General features: G+C 58.0%; 16 protein-coding genes. All 16 read left to right on the top strand.

Annotated features, from left to right (window positions below):
* Positions 1 to 249 precede the first annotated feature (249 nt).
* The 16 genes from mnmG (at position 250) to glmS (ending at position 15,980) form a co-directional block, all read left to right on the top strand.
* Complete coding sequence (gene mnmG, locus DXT77_RS27320; RefSeq protein WP_119429878.1) at positions 250 to 2,148, top strand: tRNA uridine-5-carboxymethylaminomethyl(34) synthesis enzyme MnmG; 1,899 nt, start codon at positions 250 to 252, stop codon at positions 2,146 to 2,148.
* Complete coding sequence (gene rsmG / locus DXT77_RS27315) at positions 2,145 to 2,789, top strand: 16S rRNA (guanine(527)-N(7))-methyltransferase RsmG (RefSeq protein ID WP_007911906.1); 645 nt, start codon at positions 2,145 to 2,147, stop codon at positions 2,787 to 2,789. Before mnmG ends, rsmG begins: the two co-directional genes overlap by 4 nt.
* An 18-nt stretch (positions 2,790 to 2,807) precedes the next feature.
* Positions 2,808 to 3,605, top strand: coding sequence for a ParA family protein (locus DXT77_RS27310; protein WP_085713099.1), 798 nt, complete (start codon positions 2,808 to 2,810; stop codon positions 3,603 to 3,605).
* 9 nt (positions 3,606 to 3,614) lie between these two features.
* Entirely contained in the window at positions 3,615 to 4,487 is an 873-nt protein-coding gene (locus DXT77_RS27305; RefSeq protein WP_085713100.1) for a ParB/RepB/Spo0J family partition protein, read from the top strand.
* Between the two features lie 148 nt (positions 4,488 to 4,635).
* Positions 4,636 to 5,043 carry a F0F1 ATP synthase subunit I gene (locus DXT77_RS27300; RefSeq protein ID WP_003229783.1) on the top strand — a complete coding sequence of 136 codons (408 nt, stop codon included), beginning with the start codon at positions 4,636 to 4,638 and terminating at the stop codon, positions 5,041 to 5,043.
* 16 nt (positions 5,044 to 5,059) lie between these two features.
* Positions 5,060 to 5,929, top strand: coding sequence for a F0F1 ATP synthase subunit A (atpB, locus tag DXT77_RS27295; protein WP_085733904.1), 870 nt, complete (start codon positions 5,060 to 5,062; stop codon positions 5,927 to 5,929).
* A 134-nt stretch (positions 5,930 to 6,063) separates the two neighbouring features.
* Positions 6,064 to 6,321, top strand: coding sequence for a F0F1 ATP synthase subunit C (gene atpE, locus DXT77_RS27290; protein WP_003097235.1), 258 nt, complete (start codon positions 6,064 to 6,066; stop codon positions 6,319 to 6,321).
* Positions 6,322 to 6,379: 58 nt separating this feature from the next.
* A complete protein-coding gene (locus tag DXT77_RS27285) occupies positions 6,380 to 6,850 on the top strand; it encodes a F0F1 ATP synthase subunit B (RefSeq protein WP_007954149.1) in 471 nt (156 codons plus the stop codon).
* 12 nt (positions 6,851 to 6,862) lie between these two features.
* Complete coding sequence (locus DXT77_RS27280; protein WP_119429877.1) at positions 6,863 to 7,399, top strand: F0F1 ATP synthase subunit delta; 537 nt, start codon at positions 6,863 to 6,865, stop codon at positions 7,397 to 7,399.
* A 21-nt stretch (positions 7,400 to 7,420) separates the two neighbouring features.
* Complete coding sequence (gene atpA / locus DXT77_RS27275; RefSeq protein ID WP_085606310.1) at positions 7,421 to 8,965, top strand: F0F1 ATP synthase subunit alpha; 1,545 nt, start codon at positions 7,421 to 7,423, stop codon at positions 8,963 to 8,965.
* Between the two features lie 50 nt (positions 8,966 to 9,015).
* Complete coding sequence (gene atpG, locus DXT77_RS27270; protein ID WP_008084419.1) at positions 9,016 to 9,876, top strand: F0F1 ATP synthase subunit gamma; 861 nt, start codon at positions 9,016 to 9,018, stop codon at positions 9,874 to 9,876.
* Between the two features lie 27 nt (positions 9,877 to 9,903).
* Positions 9,904 to 11,280, top strand: coding sequence for a F0F1 ATP synthase subunit beta (gene atpD, locus DXT77_RS27265; RefSeq protein WP_007954162.1), 1,377 nt, complete (start codon positions 9,904 to 9,906; stop codon positions 11,278 to 11,280).
* A gap of 45 nt (positions 11,281 to 11,325) precedes the next feature.
* Positions 11,326 to 11,751, top strand: a complete 426-nt coding sequence (locus tag DXT77_RS27260) for a F0F1 ATP synthase subunit epsilon (RefSeq protein WP_007954164.1) — start codon at positions 11,326 to 11,328, stop codon at positions 11,749 to 11,751.
* A gap of 118 nt (positions 11,752 to 11,869) precedes the next feature.
* A complete protein-coding gene (gene glmU / locus DXT77_RS27255) occupies positions 11,870 to 13,237 on the top strand; it encodes a bifunctional UDP-N-acetylglucosamine diphosphorylase/glucosamine-1-phosphate N-acetyltransferase GlmU (RefSeq protein WP_119429876.1) in 1,368 nt (455 codons plus the stop codon).
* 131 nt (positions 13,238 to 13,368) lie between these two features.
* Positions 13,369 to 14,145, top strand: a complete 777-nt coding sequence (locus tag DXT77_RS27250) for a DeoR/GlpR family DNA-binding transcription regulator (protein WP_119429875.1) — start codon at positions 13,369 to 13,371, stop codon at positions 14,143 to 14,145.
* Positions 14,146 to 14,147: 2 nt separating this feature from the next.
* A complete protein-coding gene (gene glmS / locus DXT77_RS27245) occupies positions 14,148 to 15,980 on the top strand; it encodes a glutamine--fructose-6-phosphate transaminase (isomerizing) (RefSeq protein WP_085713103.1) in 1,833 nt (610 codons plus the stop codon).
* Positions 15,981 to 16,425: the final 445 nt, after the last annotated feature.

Below are 16,425 nucleotides of genomic sequence, written 5' to 3'. Positions count from 1 at the left end.
CATATTGAAAATAAAGGCCTGTAGCAATCTATCCACAGAAATCACGGGCAGTAAGAATAAGCTTTAAAACAAAGGTTTTATAAATTTCTCTCTTTTTTATTCTTTTAACCGCGAGTTCTCCACAGCTGGTTAAATTTTGTGCAAAGGGTTCTTTAGGAAGGGCGAAGTCCCTATACTTGTCGACCAGGTCCAGAAACCTGATCTCAAACTATTCCTGAATTACCTACTTAAGCAGGCACGAGGTGCGTGGTGGATTTCCCTTCCCGTTTTGAAGTGATCGTCATCGGCGGCGGTCATGCCGGTACCGAGGCAGCACTGGCCTCAGCACGCATGGGTGCAAAAACCCTTCTGCTGACGCACAACGTGGAAACCCTCGGTGCCATGAGTTGCAACCCGGCCATCGGCGGCATTGGTAAAAGTCATCTGGTCAAGGAAATCGACGCCCTCGGCGGCGCGATGGCCATTGCTACCGATCTGGGTGGTATCCAGTTTCGTGTATTGAACAGCCGTAAAGGCCCGGCCGTACGTGCAACCCGTGCACAAGCCGACCGGATTCTTTACAAGGCGGCTGTCCGCGAAATTCTGGAAAACCAGCCGAACCTGTGGATATTTCAACAAGCCGCCGACGACCTGATCGTCGAGCAGGAACAAGTACGCGGCGTCGTCACGCAAATGGGTCTGCGCTTCTTCGCCGATTCCGTTGTGTTGACCACCGGTACGTTCCTGGGCGGACTTATCCACATTGGTTTGCAGAATTTTTCCGGCGGACGCGCCGGTGATCCGCCTTCGATTGCCCTGGCGCACCGTCTGCGTGAACTGCCGCTGCGTGTCGGTCGCCTGAAAACCGGTACTCCACCGCGTATCGACGGCAAGTCTGTGGATTTTTCGGTGATGACCGAACAACCAGGTGATACGCCGATCCCGGTGATGTCGTTCATGGGCAACAAGGAACAACATCCGCGGCAAGTCAGTTGCTGGATCACCCACACCAACGCCCGTACCCACGAAATCATTGCCGCGAACCTCGACCGTTCGCCGATGTATTCCGCTGCTGGCGAGATCGAAGGCATCGGTCCGCGTTATTGCCCGTCGATCGAAGACAAGATTCACCGCTTTGCCGACAAGGAAAGCCATCAGGTGTTCATCGAGCCGGAAGGCCTGACCACCCATGAGCTGTATCCGAACGGGATATCCACAAGCCTGCCGTTCGACGTGCAATTGCAGATTGTGCAATCGATTCGCGGCATGGAAAACGCGCACATCGTGCGTCCGGGTTATGCGATCGAGTACGACTACTTCGACCCGCGCGACCTGAAGTACAGCCTGGAAACCAAAGTCATCGGCGGTCTGTTCTTTGCCGGCCAGATCAACGGCACCACCGGTTACGAAGAAGCCGGCGCCCAGGGTCTGCTTGCCGGGACCAACGCCGCACTGCGTGCGAAAGGCAAAGAAGCCTGGTGCCCGCGTCGAGATGAAGCGTACATCGGGGTATTGGTCGACGACCTGATCACCCTCGGTACCCAAGAGCCGTACCGCATGTTCACGTCCCGTGCCGAGTACCGCCTGATCCTGCGTGAGGACAACGCCGACCTGCGTCTGACCGAAAAAGGTCGCGAACTGGGTCTGGTCGATGACGCGCGTTGGGCGGCGTTCTGCAAGAAGCGCGAAAACATCGAACTCGAAGAGCAGCGCCTGAAGAGCACCTGGGTTCGCCCGGGCACTCCGCAGGGCGATGCGATTGCGGAAAAATTCGGCACGCCACTGACTCACGAATACAACTTGCTCAATCTCTTGAGCCGTCCGGAAATCGACTACGCTGGTCTGGTCGAAGTGACCGGGCAGGGCGCAGAAGATCCACAGGTCGCCGAACAGGTGGAGATCAAGACCAAATACGCCGGTTACATCGACCGTCAACAGGATGAAATCGCCCGTCTGCGTGCAAGCGAAGACACGAAACTGCCTGTGGATATTGATTACACCAACATTTCCGGTCTCTCCAAGGAGATCCAGAGCAAGCTGGGTGCCACGCGTCCCGAGACGCTGGGTCAGGCTTCGCGGATCCCGGGTGTGACCCCGGCAGCGATTTCGCTGTTGATGATTCATTTGAAAAAACGCGGCGCGGGCCGTCAGTTGGAGCAAAGCGCTTGAGTTCTAAGGTCACTTCGCAACACGCCGAAGAGTTATCCACAGGAGCCCGCGAGCTCGGTGTCAACCTCACTGAAACCCAGCACGAACTGCTGCTGGGTTATCTGGCCCTGTTGATCAAATGGAACCAGGCCTACAACCTGACCGCCGTCCGCGATCCGGACGAAATGGTTTCCCGTCATTTGCTCGATAGCCTCAGCGTCATGTCGTTCATCGAAAACGGCCGCTGGTTGGATGTCGGCAGTGGTGGTGGCATGCCGGGGATCCCTCTGGCGATCCTGTATCCCGACTCGCAGGTGACTTGCCTGGACAGCAACGGCAAGAAAACCCGCTTCCTGACTCAGGTCAAACTCGAACTCAAACTGGACAACCTGCAAGTTATCCACAGTCGCGTCGAAGCGTTCCAGCCTGCACAGCCATTCAACGGGATCATTTCCCGGGCATTCAGCAGCATGGAGAACTTCACCAACTGGACTCGCCACCTCGGCGATGCCGATACGCGCTGGCTGGCAATGAAGGGCGTTCATCCGGCCGATGAGCTGGTAGCATTGCCGGCAGACTTCAAACTCGATAGCGAACACGCCCTGGCCGTACCCGGTTGCCAAGGCCAACGCCATCTGCTGATACTGCGCCGCACGGCATGATTGGGAACACAAGCAAGAATGGCTAAGGTATTCGCGATAGCGAACCAGAAGGGTGGTGTGGGCAAGACCACCACCTGCATCAACCTCGCAGCATCCCTGGTCGCGACCAAGCGCCGGGTGCTGTTGATCGATCTCGATCCACAGGGCAACGCCACCATGGGTAGCGGTGTGGATAAACATGGCCTGGAAAACTCGGTCTACGACCTGCTGATCGGCGAATGCGATCTGGCCCAGGCCATGCACTTCTCGGAGCACGGCGGTTATCAACTGCTGCCGGCCAACCGTGACCTGACGGCGGCCGAAGTGGTGCTGCTGGAAATGCAGATGAAGGAAAGCCGTCTGCGCAGCGCGCTGGCGCCGATCCGGGAAAACTACGATTACATTCTGATCGACTGCCCGCCCTCGCTGTCGATGCTCACATTGAACGCACTGGTCGCGGCTGACGGGGTCATTATCCCCATGCAGTGCGAGTACTTTGCGCTCGAAGGTTTGAGCGACCTTGTGGATAACATCAAGCGCATCGCCGAACTGCTGAACCCGAACCTGAAAGTCGAAGGCCTGCTGCGGACTATGTATGACCCGCGTCTGAGCCTGATGAACGATGTATCGGCCCAGCTCAAGGAACACTTCGGCGATCAGCTGTACGACACCGTCATCCCGCGCAACATCCGTCTGGCCGAAGCCCCGAGCTACGGCATGCCGGCGCTGGCCTATGACAAGCAATCCCGTGGCGCGCTGGCCTATCTGGCCCTGGCGGGCGAGATGGTTCGCCGTCAGCGCAAAAATTCACGCATCGCCGCTGCCCAGCCAACTTAAGGAATCCCCATGGCCGTCAAGAAACGAGGTCTCGGACGAGGACTGGATGCACTGCTGAGCGGTCCGACTGTCAGCTCGCTGGAAGAACAGGCGGCGCAGGCTGACAGCCGTGAGTTGCAGCACCTGCCGCTGGACCTGCTGCAACGCGGCAAGTATCAGCCGCGCCGGGACATGGATCCGCAGGCGCTGGAAGAGCTGGCGCAGTCGATCAAGACTCAGGGCGTGATGCAGCCGATCGTGGTTCGCCCGATTGGCGGTGGCCGTTTTGAAATCATCGCCGGTGAGCGCCGCTGGCGTGCCAGCCAGCAGGCCGGGCAGGAAACCATCCCGGCCATGGTCCGTGATGTGCCGGATGAAACCGCGATCGCCATTGCTCTGATCGAGAACATCCAGCGTGAAGACCTGAACCCGATCGAAGAAGCGGTGGCCCTGCAGCGCCTGCAGCAGGAATTCCAGCTCACCCAGCAACAGGTGGCCGAGGCTGTGGGTAAGTCCCGCGTCACGGTGGCCAACCTCTTGCGCCTGATTGCGCTGCCGGAAGTCATCAAGACCATGCTGTCCCACGGCGACCTGGAAATGGGCCATGCCCGTGCATTGCTCGGTCTGCCGGACAATCAGCAGGTTGAAGGGGCGCGACATGTTGTCGCACGCGGCCTCACCGTGCGCCAGACTGAGGCACTGGTTCGCCAGTGGCTGAGTGGCAAACCCGAGCCTGTCGAGCCTGCCAAACCCGACCCGGATATCGCCCGCCTCGAGCAGCGTCTGGCCGAGCGCCTAGGCTCTGCGGTGCAGATCCGCCACGGGAAGAAAGGAAAGGGTCAGTTGGTGATCGGTTACAACTCCCTCGATGAGCTTCAGGGTGTGCTTGCACACATCCGCTGAAACAATTCCTCTTGTAGCGCGCAGTCGGAAATCACTACCTGACAGTTGAATAGGGGCAGAACCGCCCCTATACTCTGCGCGCATTTTGTCGGCACAAATTATGCCAAGTTATTGAATTTCGGCAGCCGACCATTGGAGAGCAATAGTGATGGAAACCCGCAAGCCAAACCGCCTGCCGTTCCATCGCCTGGCGGTTTTTCCGGTGTTGATGGCTCAATTTGTCATTTTGCTCATTGCCGCTTTGGCGCTCTGGCAATGGCACGGAGTCGTTGCCGGATACTCGGGACTTTGCGGAGGCCTGATAGCCTTGCTGCCCAATGTTTATTTCGCTCACAAGGCATTTCGGTTTTCCGGCGCCCGAGCAGCCCAGTCCATCGTCCGGTCTTTCTATGCCGGCGAGGCAGGCAAACTGATTTTGACGGCAGTGCTGTTTGCACTGGTGTTTGCAGGTGTGAAGCCACTGGCGCCGATCGCTGTATTCGGCGCCTTCGTGCTGACTCAGTCGGTCAGCTGGTTCGCTCCCCTGCTGATGAGAACAAGACTTTCGAGACCTTAGGGCGTTTGAGGCAACCATGGCAGAAACAACCGCTTCGGGCTATATCCAGCACCACTTGCAGAACCTGACCTTCGGTCAGCTACCCAACGGCGGCTGGGGCTTTGCCCACTCCGCAGCAGAAGCCAAGGAAATGGGCTTCTGGGCTTTCCACGTCGATACCCTCGGCTGGTCGGTCGCACTGGGTCTGATTTTCGTCATTCTTTTCCGCATGGCGGCCAAGAAGGCGACTTCCGGTCAGCCAGGTGCACTGCAGAACTTCGTTGAAGTCCTGGTCGAATTCGTCGATGGCAGCGTGAAAGACAGCTTCCATGGCCGTAGCCCGGTGATCGCACCGCTGGCACTGACCATCTTCGTCTGGGTGTTCCTGATGAACGCCGTCGACCTGGTACCGGTCGACTGGATTCCTCAGCTGGCCATTCTGATCTCCGGCGACCACCACATCCCGTTCCGTGCCGTGTCGACTACCGACCCGAACGCGACCCTGGGCATGGCGTTCTCGGTTTTCGCACTGATCATTTTCTATAGCATCAAGGTCAAGGGCCTCGGCGGCTTCATCGGCGAGCTGACCCTGCACCCGTTCGGCAGCAAGAACATCTTCGTTCAGGCCCTGCTGATCCCGGTGAACTTCCTGCTGGAATTCGTGACCCTGATCGCCAAACCGATCTCTCTGGCTCTGCGTCTGTTCGGCAACATGTATGCCGGCGAGCTGGTGTTCATCCTGATCGCTGTGATGTTCGGCAGCGGCCTGCTCTGGCTGAGCGGCCTGGGCGTTGTCCTGCAGTGGGCGTGGGCTGTGTTCCACATCCTGATCATCACCCTGCAGGCGTTCATCTTCATGATGCTGACCATCGTCTACCTGTCGATGGCGCACGAAGAAAACCATTAAGACCAGTCTCGACTAGTCTGATGTCCTTCCCGGTAAAACGGGGAGGGGCTCCTCACGGGGCACCATGAAACGATTTGTTTTACCGCTTTAATCTAAAAAACCTAAACCATACGACGTAAAAGTCGGGAGGAAAGATGGAAACTGTAGTTGGTCTAACCGCTATCGCTGTTGCACTGTTGATCGGCCTGGGCGCACTGGGTACCGCAATTGGTTTCGGCCTGCTGGGCGGCAAGTTCCTGGAAGGCGCAGCGCGTCAGCCAGAAATGGTTCCAATGCTGCAAGTTAAAATGTTCATCGTTGCCGGTCTGCTCGACGCCGTAACCATGATCGGTGTTGGTATCGCTCTGTTCTTCACCTTTGCGAACCCGTTCGTTGGTCAAATCGCTGGCTAATCATTCGGACTTTCCGAGTGATTTGGTGTGATGGACAACGTAACTGCGAGGTGTTGGCGTGAACATTAATGCGACCCTGATTGGCCAGTCCGTTGCGTTCCTGATTTTTGTACTGTTCTGCATGAAGTTCGTATGGCCTCCGGTCATCGCAGCTCTGCACGAACGTCAAAAGAAGATCGCTGATGGTCTGGACGCTGCCAGCCGTGCAGCTCGCGACCTGGAGTTGGCCCAAGAGAAAGCGGGTCAGCAACTGCGCGAAGCGAAAGCTCAGGCAGCTGAAATCATCGAGCAAGCCAAGAAACGCGGTAACCAGATTGTCGAAGAGGCCGTTGAAAAGGCCCGTGTCGACGCTGACCGTGTGAAGGTTCAGGCTCAAGCCGAGATCGAACAGGAACTGAACAGTGTCAAAGACAAGCTGCGCGCCCAAGTGGGCTTGCTGGCTGTCGGCGGCGCCGAGAAGATCCTGGGTGCCACAATCGATCAAAACGCGCACGCAGAGCTGGTTAACCAACTGGCTGCTGAAATCTAAGCGAGGGCGATCATGGCAGAACTGACCACGTTGGCCCGACCTTACGCTAAGGCGGCCTTCGAGCACGCTCAGGCCCACCAGCAACTGGCCAATTGGTCAGCCATGCTCGGCCTGGCTGCAGCGGTGTCGCAAGACGACACCATGCAGCGCGTGCTCAAGGCCCCGCGACTGACGAGCGCAGAAAAGGCCGCCACGTTCATTGACGTGTGCGGCGACAAGTTTGATGCCATGGCACAGAACTTCATCAATGTCGTTGCCGAAAACGACCGTCTCCCGCTTCTGCCGGAGATCGCTGCTCTTTTCGACCTGTACAAGGCCGAACAAGAGAAATCGGTAGACGTTGAAGTGACCAGTGCTTTTGCATTGAACCAAGAACAGCAAGACAAACTCGCCAAGGTTCTCAGTGCACGACTCAACCGGGAAGTGCGCCTGCAAGTTGCGGAGGATGCTGCCCTCATAGGTGGTGTCGTTATCCGCGCCGGCGACCTGGTTATCGATGGCTCGATTCGCGGCAAAATCGCGAAACTTGCCGAAGCATTGAAATCTTGAGTTTGAAGGGGCAGCAGAGCAATGCAGCAACTCAATCCTTCCGAAATAAGTGAAATTATCAAGGGCCGCATCGAAAAACTCGATGTGACCTCCCAAGCCCGTAACGAAGGCACTGTCGTCAGCGTATCTGACGGTATCGTGCGGATTCACGGTCTGGCCGACGTCATGTACGGCGAGATGATCGAGTTTCCGGGCGGCGTCTACGGTATGGCCCTCAACCTGGAGCAAGACTCCGTAGGTGCCGTTGTACTGGGCGCATACACGACTCTGGCTGAAGGCATGAGCGCCAAGTGCACCGGCCGCATCCTCGAAGTTCCGGTTGGTAAGGAACTGCTGGGTCGCGTTGTCGACGCACTGGGTAACCCTGTTGACGGCAAAGGTCCACTGGGCAACACCGAGACCGACGCGGTCGAGAAAGTTGCTCCGGGCGTGATCTGGCGTAAGTCGGTAGACCAGCCTGTACAGACTGGCTACAAGGCTGTCGATGCCATGATCCCTGTCGGCCGTGGCCAGCGTGAGCTGATCATCGGTGACCGTCAGATCGGTAAGACCGCTCTGGCGATCGACGCGATCATCAATCAGAAAGACAGCGGCATTTTCTGCGTCTACGTGGCAATCGGTCAGAAGCAATCGACCATTGCCAACGTGGTTCGCAAGCTGGAAGAAAACGGTGCACTGGCTAACACCATCATCGTTGCAGCGAGCGCTTCGGAATCTGCAGCACTGCAGTTCCTGGCTCCGTACTCCGGTTGCACCATGGGCGAATTCTTCCGTGACCGCGGTGAAGACGCGCTGATCGTTTATGACGATCTGTCCAAGCAAGCAGTGGCTTACCGCCAGATTTCCCTGCTGCTGCGCCGTCCACCAGGCCGTGAAGCTTACCCAGGCGACGTGTTCTATCTCCACTCCCGTCTGCTGGAGCGCGCATCCCGCGTTTCGGAAGAGTACGTAGAGAAGTTCACCAACGGCGCAGTGACCGGCAAAACCGGTTCCCTGACCGCACTGCCGATCATCGAAACCCAGGCTGGCGACGTTTCCGCGTTCGTTCCGACCAACGTGATTTCCATCACCGACGGTCAGATCTTCCTGGAATCGGCCATGTTCAACTCGGGCATCCGCCCTGCAGTGAACGCCGGTGTTTCGGTATCCCGTGTGGGTGGTGCCGCTCAGACCAAGATCATCAAGAAGCTGTCCGGTGGTATCCGTACCGCTCTGGCTCAGTATCGTGAACTGGCGGCATTCGCCCAGTTCGCTTCTGACCTGGACGAAGCGACCCGCAAGCAACTTGAGCATGGTCAGCGCGTTACCGAGCTGATGAAGCAGAAGCAATACGCACCTATGTCGATCGCCGACATGGCGCTGTCGCTGTATGCCGCTGAGCGTGGGTTCCTGACTGACATTGAAATCGCCAAGATCGGCAGCTTCGAACAAGCGCTGATTGCTTTCTTCAACCGCGATCACGCCGACTTGATGGCGAAGATCAACGTTAAAGGTGACTTCAATGACGAAATCGACGCTGGCCTGAAAGCCGGTATCGAGAAGTTCAAGGCCACCCAAACCTGGTAAGCCGCAGCGGGAGCCGCAAGGCTCCCGCTTGCTAACCTGATAGGTGTTACATGGCAGGCGCAAAAGAGATTCGCAGTAAGATTGCGAGCATCAAAAGCACGCAAAAAATTACCAGCGCCATGGAAAAAGTGGCGGTCAGCAAAATGCGCAAGGCACAAATGCGTATGGCTGCTAGCCGTCCTTATGCGGAGCGTATCCGCCAGGTAATTGGGCATCTGGCCAACGCCAACCCGGAATACCGCCATCCGTTCATGATCGACCGCGCCATCAAGCGTGTCGGTTATGTCGTGGTGAGCAGTGACCGTGGTCTGTGCGGCGGCTTGAACACCAACCTGTTCAAGGCCCTGGTCAAGGACATGGCGGTAAACCGCGAAAACGGCGTCGAGATTGATCTGTGTGTCGTTGGTAGCAAGGGTGCGGCCTTTTTCCGCAACTTCGGCGGTAACGTCGTTGCAGCTATCAGCCACCTGGGTGAAGAGCCGTCGATCAATGATCTGATCGGCAGCGTCAAGGTGATGCTGGATGCCTATCTGGACGGCCGTATTGACCGCCTGTCCGTGGTATCCAACAAGTTCATCAACACCATGACGCAACAGCCTACCGTGGAGCAGTTGATTCCACTGGTAGCGACCCCGGATCAGGATCTCAAGCACCACTGGGACTACCTCTACGAACCAGACGCCAAAGAGCTGCTTGACGGCTTGATGGTGCGTTACGTGGAGTCGCAGGTGTACCAGGCGGTGGTCGAGAACAACGCGGCCGAACAAGCTGCGCGGATGATCGCGATGAAGAACGCTACCGACAACGCCGGTGATTTGATCAGCGATTTGCAGCTGATCTACAACAAGGCGCGTCAGGCTGCGATCACCCAAGAGATCTCGGAAATCGTCGGCGGCGCTGCCGCGGTTTAACGGTTCAAATATTCAGAGGATCCAGCTATGAGTAGCGGACGTATCGTTCAAATCATCGGCGCCGTTATCGACGTGGAATTTCCACGCGACAGCGTACCGAGCATCTACGACGCCTTGAAGGTTCAAGGCGCCGAAACCACTCTGGAAGTTCAGCAGCAGCTGGGCGACGGCGTGGTTCGTACCATTGCGATGGGCTCCACCGAAGGCTTGAAGCGCGGTCTGGACGTCAACAACACTGGCGCAGCCATCTCCGTACCGGTCGGTAAAGCGACTCTGGGCCGGATCATGGACGTACTGGGCAACCCGATCGACGAAGCTGGCCCGATCGGCGAAGAAGAGCGCTGGGGTATCCACCGCGCCGCTCCTTCCTTCGCGGAACAAGCTGGCGGCAACGAGCTGCTGGAAACCGGCATCAAGGTTATCGACCTGGTTTGCCCGTTCGCCAAGGGCGGTAAAGTCGGTCTGTTCGGTGGTGCCGGTGTAGGCAAGACCGTAAACATGATGGAACTGATCCGTAACATCGCCATCGAGCACAGCGGTTATTCCGTGTTCGCCGGTGTGGGTGAGCGTACTCGTGAGGGTAACGACTTCTACCACGAGATGAAGGACTCCAACGTTCTCGACAAGGTAGCGCTGGTCTACGGTCAGATGAACGAGCCACCGGGAAACCGTCTGCGCGTAGCGCTGACCGGTCTGACCATGGCCGAGAAGTTCCGTGACGAAGGTAACGACGTTCTGCTGTTCGTCGACAACATCTATCGTTACACCCTGGCCGGTACCGAAGTATCCGCACTGCTGGGCCGTATGCCTTCGGCAGTAGGTTACCAGCCGACCCTGGCTGAAGAGATGGGCGTGCTGCAAGAGCGCATCACTTCGACCAAGCAAGGTTCGATTACTTCGATCCAGGCCGTATACGTACCAGCGGACGACTTGACTGACCCGTCGCCAGCGACCACGTTTGCTCACCTGGACGCCACCGTCGTTCTGTCCCGTGACATCGCTTCCCTGGGTATCTACCCGGCGGTAGACCCACTGGACTCGACCTCGCGTCAGCTGGACCCGAACGTGATCGGCAACGATCACTACGAGACCGCTCGCGGCGTTCAGTACGTGCTGCAGCGTTACAAAGAGCTGAAGGACATCATCGCGATCCTGGGTATGGACGAGCTGTCGGAAGCCGACAAGCAGTTGGTAAACCGTGCTCGTAAGATCCAGCGCTTCTTGTCGCAGCCGTTCTTCGTGGCTGAAGTCTTCACCGGTGCTTCGGGTAAATACGTTTCCCTGAAAGACACCATTGCTGGCTTCAAAGGCATCCTCAACGGTGACTACGACCACCTGCCAGAACAAGCGTTCTACATGGTCGGCGGCATCGAAGAAGCGATCGAGAAAGCCAAGAAACTGTAATCCCGGCGCCCGGCAACGGGCGCTCATTTAGGTTGAGGCAATCAGATGGCTATGACAGTCCATTGCGATATCGTCAGCGCGGAAGGAGAAATCTTTTCCGGCCTGGTCGAGATGGTGATTGCGCACGGTGCTCTGGGTGATCTTGGTATCGCTCTGGGTCACGCGCCGCTGATCACGAATCTCAAGCCGGGTCCGATCCGCCTGATCAAGCAAGGCGGGGAAGCCGAGGTGTTCTACATCTCCGGTGGTTTCCTCGAGGTTCAGCCGAACATGGTCAAGGTGCTTGCCGATACCGTGCAACGTGCCGCCGACCTGGATGAAGCTCAGGCTCAGGCAGCTCTCAAGGCTGCCGAAGCTGCTCTGCATGAGAAGAGCGCAGATTTCGACTACGGAGCTGCGTCCGCACGTCTGGCCGAGGCTGCAGCTCAGCTGCGCACCGTCCAGCAGATCCGCAAGAAGTTTGGCGGTTAATCCGTCAGCCACTTGTTGTGCGATTGATAAAAAAGGGTAGCCTCGGCTACCCTTTTTTCTTTTCAGAATTCTACAAACCCGGTCGCAGTTGCTGACCACCCAGGATTGGTAGCCAGTCATGTCTCTTGAAATCGTTATCCTCGCGGCCGGCCAAGGCACCCGCATGCGTTCGGCATTGCCGAAAGTGCTGCACCCGGTAGCCGGCAACTCCATGCTCGGCCATGTTATCCACAGTGCCCGTCAACTCGATCCACAGCGCATTCACGTGGTCATCGGTCATGGCGCCGATGTCGTGCGCGAGCGCCTGGCCGCCGATGATCTCAATTTCGTGTTGCAGGACAAGCAATTGGGCACCGGTCATGCCACCGCCCAGGCTGTGCCGTTCATTACCGCCGACACCGTTCTGATTCTCTACGGTGACGTGCCGTTGATCGAAGTCGAAACCCTGCAGCGCCTGCTCAAGCATGTCGTTCCCGGTCAGATGGGATTGCTCACCGTCGAACTGGACGACCCGACTGGCTACGGCCGCATCGTGCGTGACGCAAGCGGCAAGGTCGCGGCCATTGTCGAGCACAAGGACGCCAGCGAAGCACAACGCGCGATCACCGAAGGCAATACCGGCATTCTCGCCGTGCCTGCCAGCCATCTGGCTGACTGGATGAGCCGCCTGTCGAACAACAACGCCCAAGGTGAGTATTACCTGACCGATGTGATCGAAATGGCGGTCGGTGATGGCCTGGTGGTCGCGACCGAGCAGCCCCACGATCCGATGGAAGTGCAGGGCGCCAACGATCGCAAGCAACTGTCCGAGCTGGAGCGCCACTATCAGTTGCGCGCAGGCCGTCGCTTGATGGCGCAGGGCGTGACTCTGCGTGATCCGGCCCGCTTTGATGTGCGTGGCGAAGTGACCGTCGGTCGCGACGTGCTGATCGACATCAACGTCATTCTCGAAGGTAAAGTGGTCATCGAGGATGACGTGGTGATCGGCCCGAACTGCGTGATCAAGGACAGCACCCTGCGCAAGGGCGTTGTCATCAAGGCCAATACTCATATCGAAGGCGCAGTGCTCGGTGAAGGCAGCGATGCCGGCCCGTTTGCGCGCTTGCGTCCGGGCACCGTACTGGAAGCTCGCGCCCATGTGGGTAACTTCGTCGAACTGAAGAATGCCCGCATGGGGGAAGGCGCCAAGGCCGGACACCTGACTTATCTGGGCGATGCCGAGATCGGTGCCCGTACCAACATCGGCGCCGGCACCATCACCTGCAACTACGATGGCGCCAACAAGTGGAAAACCGTTTTGGGTGAAGACGTGTTCATCGGCTCCAACAACTCGCTGGTGGCGCCTGTGGATATCTCTGCCGGTGCAACTACCGCAGCCGGTTCGACCATCACTCAGAATGTGGATAACGCCCAACTGGCCGTCGGTCGCGCTCGACAGAAGAACATCGATGGCTGGAAGCGGCCGGAGAAAATCCAGAAGAGCTGAGTTATCCACAGCGCTTCAATCAAAAGGATCGCTGCCCTTGGGCAGCGATTTTTTTCATCCCCGGCTTGACGACTTTGCGTCGATAGGTTTTGATTGCTTCCGTTATCTTTCGAATCGAAACTTATCAAGCCATGTCGAAACGCAATACACCCCAACGTCGCCACAACATACTGGCCTTGCTCAACGAGCAGGGCGAAGTCAGTGTTGACGAGCTCGCCAAGCGTTTCGAAACCTCGGAAGTTACGATTCGCAAGGATCTGGCGGCGCTGGAAAGTCATGGTCTGCTGCTGCGCCGTTATGGCGGAGCGATCACCATGCCCCAGGAACTGGTGGCCGATGTCAGTCAGAACGTTTCCAAGTACAAACAGGCGGTTGCCCGCGCTGCGGTCACCCGTATACGCGAGCACGCCCGCATCATCATCGACAGCGGCAGCACCACCGCCGCGATGATTCCCGAGCTTGGCCAGCAGCCGGGGCTGGTGGTGATGACCAACTCCCTGCACGTCGCCAACGCCTTGAGCGAACTCGAACATGAACCTGTCCTGCTCATGACCGGCGGCACCTGGGATCCCCATTCGGAATCCTTTCAGGGCCAGGTCGCCGAGCAGGTACTACGCTCTTACGACTTCGATCAGTTGTTTATCGGTGCCGACGGCATCGATCTGGTGCGTGGAACCACCACCTTCAATGAGTTGCTCGGTTTGAGCCGGGTGATGGCGGAAGTGGCGCGGGAAGTGATCGTGATGGTCGAGGCCGACAAGATCGGCCGCAAGATTCCAAACCTGGAGCTGCCATGGAGCAGCGTCCATACCCTAATCACCGATGATCGCCTGCCGCAGGAGGCACGGGATCAGATTCAGGCTCGCGGTATCAATTTGATTTGCGCGACGGTCAGTCAGGAGAAATAAGCATGTGTGGAATTGTCGGCGCGGTAGCTGAACGTAATATCACCGCCATCCTGGTCGAAGGCCTAAAGCGCCTCGAATACCGGGGTTATGACAGTGCCGGTGTCGCGGTGTACACCAATGACGGCACGCTGGAGCGCACCCGTCGTGTGGGCAAGGTCAGCGAACTGGACGCGGCCCTGGCGGAACACCCGCTGGTTGGCCGCCTCGGCATTGCCCACACCCGTTGGGCAACCCACGGTGCGCCGAGCGAACGTAATGCTCACCCGCATTTTTCCGGCAATGTCGCAGTGGTGCACAACGGCATCATCGAAAACCATGAAGCGCTGCGCGAACAGCTCAAGGCGCAGGGTTACGTGTTCTCTTCTGACACAGACACCGAAGTCATCGCGCACCTGCTGACCGAAAAACTCAAGAACCTGCCGGACCTGACCGACGCGCTGAAGGCAACGGTCAAGGATCTGCATGGCGCTTACGGTCTGGCGGTCATCCACGCGCTGCAGCCGGATCGACTGGTCGCTGCCCGCAGCGGCAGCCCGCTGGTGATCGGCCTGGGTCTGGGCGAGAACTTCCTGGCTTCCGACCAGTTGGCACTGCGTCAGGTCACTGACCGTTTCATGTACCTGGAAGAGGGCGATATCGCCGAGATCCAGCGTGACAAGGTGCAGATCTGGGACGTGACCGGCAAAGCCGTCGAGCGCCAGACCGTGCAATACACCGACGGTGCCGAAGCCGCCGACAAGGGCGAGTTCCGCCACTACATGCTCAAGGAAATCCACGAGCAGCCGTCCGTGGTGCAACGCACGCTGGAAGGTCGTCTCAGCCCGAACCAGGTGCTGGTGCAGGCGTTCGGCCCGCAAGCTGCCGAACTGTTCGCCAAAGTGCGCAACGTACAGATCGTCGCCTGCGGCACCAGTTATCACGCCGGCATGGTTGCCCGTTACTGGCTCGAAGAGCTGGCCGGGATTCCGTGCCAGGTCGAAGTCGCCAGTGAGTTCCGCTACCGCAAGGTGGTGGTACAGCCGGACACGCTGTTCGTCACCATTTCCCAGTCCGGCGAAACCGCCGACACCCTGGCCGCACTGCGCAACGCCAAAGAGCTGGGTTTCCTGGGCAGCCTGGCGATCTGCAACGTCGGCATCAGTTCGCTGGTGCGCGAATCCGACCTGACCCTGCTGACCCAGGCCGGTCGCGAAATTGGTGTGGCCTCGACCAAGGCGTTCACCACGCAACTGGTTGGCCTGCTGTTGCTGACTCTGTCTCTGGGCCAGGTGCGCGGCACGCTGGGCAAAGACGTTGAAGCCACGCTGGTCGAAGAACTGCGTCGCCTGCCGACCCGTCTGGGCGAAGCGCTGGCCATGGACAGCACCGTGGAAAAGATCGCCGAACTGTTCGCCGACAAGAACCACACCCTGTTCCTCGGGCGTGGCGCGCAATACCCGGTCGCGATGGAAGGGGCCCTGAAACTCAAGGAAATCTCTTACATCCACGCCGAAGCCTATCCTGCCGGCGAACTGAAGCATGGTCCGCTGGCGCTTGTGGATAACGACATGCCGGTGGTCACCGTTGCGCCGAACAACGAACTGCTGGAGAAGCTAAAGTCCAACCTGCAGGAAGTCCGTGCCCGTGGCGGTGAACTGATCGTGTTCGCTGACGAGAAGGCCGGAATGACCAACGGCGAAGGCACCCACGTGGTGCAGATGCCGCACATCCACGACATCCTGTCGCCGATCCTCTACACCATCCCGCTGCAATTGCTGTCGTACTACGTTGCTGTGCTCAAGGGCACTGACGTGGACCAGCCGCGCAACCTGGCCAAGTCGGTGACGGTGGAATAAGTTATCCACACGCCGCAATAGACGATCACAGCCTGGAGACTCATTGGGTCTCCTGACTGTGGGATGTTTCCCACTTTTTGTTACCGAACACCCCAGCGCGGTGCAATGCCACGCTCCTGTAACAGCCTCTCTGCTTTCAAAAAGCGCCCCTTCGAAAAAAATTCAATCACTCGATGGCCCGTGATTTCGGCCTCCTCAGCGATGTCCGCTGGTTTTGTCGGACAGCTTCTTCATAAGTTGGCCGTTCAATTGCATATGCTTGTATGTACAAGTAAAGACGTATGCATACGAGTTGAAAGAAACCAAGCATCACGTCCACTGATTCGCTTGTCGCGCATTGAAGCGCACAAGCCGCTTGCCCATCGCCAGGGTTGGTTTGAATTGATCGCTGAGGAGTCTTTTTCGTGACTGACGCAAAAACTACTAAATTCCGTGACGTTGAAAT

It is taken from the genome of Pseudomonas sp. 91RF, assembly GCF_003576265.1.
GTDB lineage: Bacteria > Pseudomonadota > Gammaproteobacteria > Pseudomonadales > Pseudomonadaceae > Aquipseudomonas > Aquipseudomonas kribbensis.
This window is presented reverse-complemented; position numbering and strand designations above follow the sequence as displayed.

Excerpts from the sequence above, each read along its gene's own strand:
- DXT77_RS27260 (WP_007954164.1), top strand. The coding sequence starts at position 11,326 with ATGGCTATGACAGTCCATTGCGATATCGTCAGCGCGGAAGGAGAAATC.
- atpE (WP_003097235.1), top strand. The coding sequence starts at position 6,064 with ATGGAAACTGTAGTTGGTCTAACCGCTATCGCTGTTGCACTGTTGATC.
- atpA (WP_085606310.1), top strand. The coding sequence starts at position 7,421 with ATGCAGCAACTCAATCCTTCCGAAATAAGTGAAATTATCAAGGGCCGC.
- DXT77_RS27305 (WP_085713100.1), top strand. The coding sequence starts at position 3,615 with ATGGCCGTCAAGAAACGAGGTCTCGGACGAGGACTGGATGCACTGCTG.
- DXT77_RS27250 (WP_119429875.1), top strand. The coding sequence starts at position 13,369 with ATGTCGAAACGCAATACACCCCAACGTCGCCACAACATACTGGCCTTG.
- atpD (WP_007954162.1), top strand. The coding sequence starts at position 9,904 with ATGAGTAGCGGACGTATCGTTCAAATCATCGGCGCCGTTATCGACGTG.
- atpG (WP_008084419.1), top strand. The coding sequence starts at position 9,016 with ATGGCAGGCGCAAAAGAGATTCGCAGTAAGATTGCGAGCATCAAAAGC.
- atpB (WP_085733904.1), top strand. The coding sequence starts at position 5,060 with ATGGCAGAAACAACCGCTTCGGGCTATATCCAGCACCACTTGCAGAAC.
- DXT77_RS27300 (WP_003229783.1), top strand. The coding sequence starts at position 4,636 with ATGGAAACCCGCAAGCCAAACCGCCTGCCGTTCCATCGCCTGGCGGTT.
- glmS (WP_085713103.1), top strand. The coding sequence starts at position 14,148 with ATGTGTGGAATTGTCGGCGCGGTAGCTGAACGTAATATCACCGCCATC.
- glmU (WP_119429876.1), top strand. The coding sequence starts at position 11,870 with ATGTCTCTTGAAATCGTTATCCTCGCGGCCGGCCAAGGCACCCGCATG.
- DXT77_RS27280 (WP_119429877.1), top strand. The coding sequence starts at position 6,863 with ATGGCAGAACTGACCACGTTGGCCCGACCTTACGCTAAGGCGGCCTTC.
- DXT77_RS27310 (WP_085713099.1), top strand. The coding sequence starts at position 2,808 with ATGGCTAAGGTATTCGCGATAGCGAACCAGAAGGGTGGTGTGGGCAAG.